This is a genomic window from Komagataeibacter sp. SM21 (genome assembly GCF_041402665.1).
In the GTDB taxonomy this organism is placed as follows: domain Bacteria; phylum Pseudomonadota; class Alphaproteobacteria; order Acetobacterales; family Acetobacteraceae; genus Komagataeibacter; species Komagataeibacter saccharivorans.
In genome coordinates, this window is sequence record NZ_JBGLOV010000062.1 from 1 (window position 1) to 1,528 (window position 1,528).

A 1,528-nucleotide genomic window follows, 5' to 3' on the forward strand; every position below is an offset into this window, starting at 1 on the left:
CCGCGATTCCGACCCTTGGGCGCTATGCGCAGCTTGACCGGGTGCGCGCGCCGCATGACATGCGCAACCTTTCGGTGGAGCAGTTAAAGCAGCTGGCGGATGAACTGCGCTCGGAAACGATCGACGCGGTGTCCACCACGGGCGGGCATCTGGGCGCGTCGCTGGGCGTGGTTGAACTGACGGTGGCGCTGCATGCCGTGTTCGACACGCCCGATGACCGGGTGATCTGGGATGTCGGCCACCAGGCCTATCCGCACAAGATCCTGACCGGGCGGCGTGAGCGCATCCGCACCCTGCGCCAGCCGGGCGGGCTTTCGGGCTTCACCCGCCGCAGCGAGAGCGAATACGACCCGTTTGGCGCCGCCCACTCCTCGACTTCCATTTCCGCGGGCCTCGGCATGGCCGTCGCCCATCACCTGCGCGCGGAGGAAGACCCCTCCTACCGCGAGCGCAACGTGATTGCGGTGATCGGCGATGGCTCGATCTCGGCGGGCATGGCGTATGAGGCGATGAACAACGCCTCGCATTGCGGTCCCGGCGCCGAGCGCCTGATCGTGGTGCTCAACGACAACGAAATGTCCATCGCCCCGCCGGTCGGCGCGATGTCGAGCTACCTGTCGCGGCTCATGTCCTCGCGCAAGTTCCTGTCCCTGCGCGAACTGGCGGGCAAGATGGCCAAGCGCCTGCCGGGCCGTCTGGAACGCACGGCGAAGAAAGCGGATGAATACGCGCGCGGCATCATGACCGGCGGCACGCTGTTCGAGGAACTGGGCTTCTATTATGTCGGCCCCGTGGACGGGCATGACATGAACCAGCTTGTCCATATCCTGCGCAACCTGCGCGACGCGGAAGATGTCGGCCCCGTGCTGCTGCATGTGATCACCGAGAAGGGCCATGGCTACACGCCGGCCGAATCGGCGGGCGACAAGTATCACGCCGTCTCCAAATTCAACGTCGTGACCGGCGAGCAGAAGAAGGGTCCGGCCGGACCGCCGAGCTATACGTCCGTCTTCGCCAGGGAACTGGTCCGTCAGGCCGCGACCGACGACAGGATCGTCACCGTCACCGCCGCGATGCCGTCGGGCACGGGTCTGGACAAGTTTGCAAAAGCCTATCCCGACCGCTTCTTTGATGTCGGCATTGCCGAACAGCATGCCGTGACCTTTGCCGCAGGCATGGCGACCGAGGGGCTGCGCCCGTTCTGCGCCATCTATTCCACCTTCCTGCAGCGCGCCTATGATCAGGTGATGCATGACGTGGTGCTGCAGAAGCTGCCGGTGCGTTTCGCCATCGACCGCGCGGGGCTGGTGGGCGCCGATGGCGCGACCCATGCGGGGTCGTTCGACATCGCCTATCTGGGCTGCCTGCCGGGCATCACGCTGATGGCGCCCAGCACCGAACTGGAACTGCTGCACATGACCGCAACCGCGGTCGCGTTTGACGAAGGCCCGATCGGGCTGCGCTATCCGCGTGGCAACGGGCTGGGCCTCGACCTGCCCGCGGCGGGCGAGATCCTCGAGATCGGGCG

At 66.2% G+C, this 1,528-nt stretch carries 1 protein-coding gene; it reads left to right on the top strand.

The window, feature by feature from the left end; translation table 11 throughout:
- Positions 1 to 5 precede the first annotated feature (5 nt).
- Positions 6 to 1,528: 1-deoxy-D-xylulose-5-phosphate synthase (gene dxs, locus ACBR42_RS16995; protein WP_371208821.1), on the top strand; the 1,523-nt coding region annotated here is incomplete at its 3' end.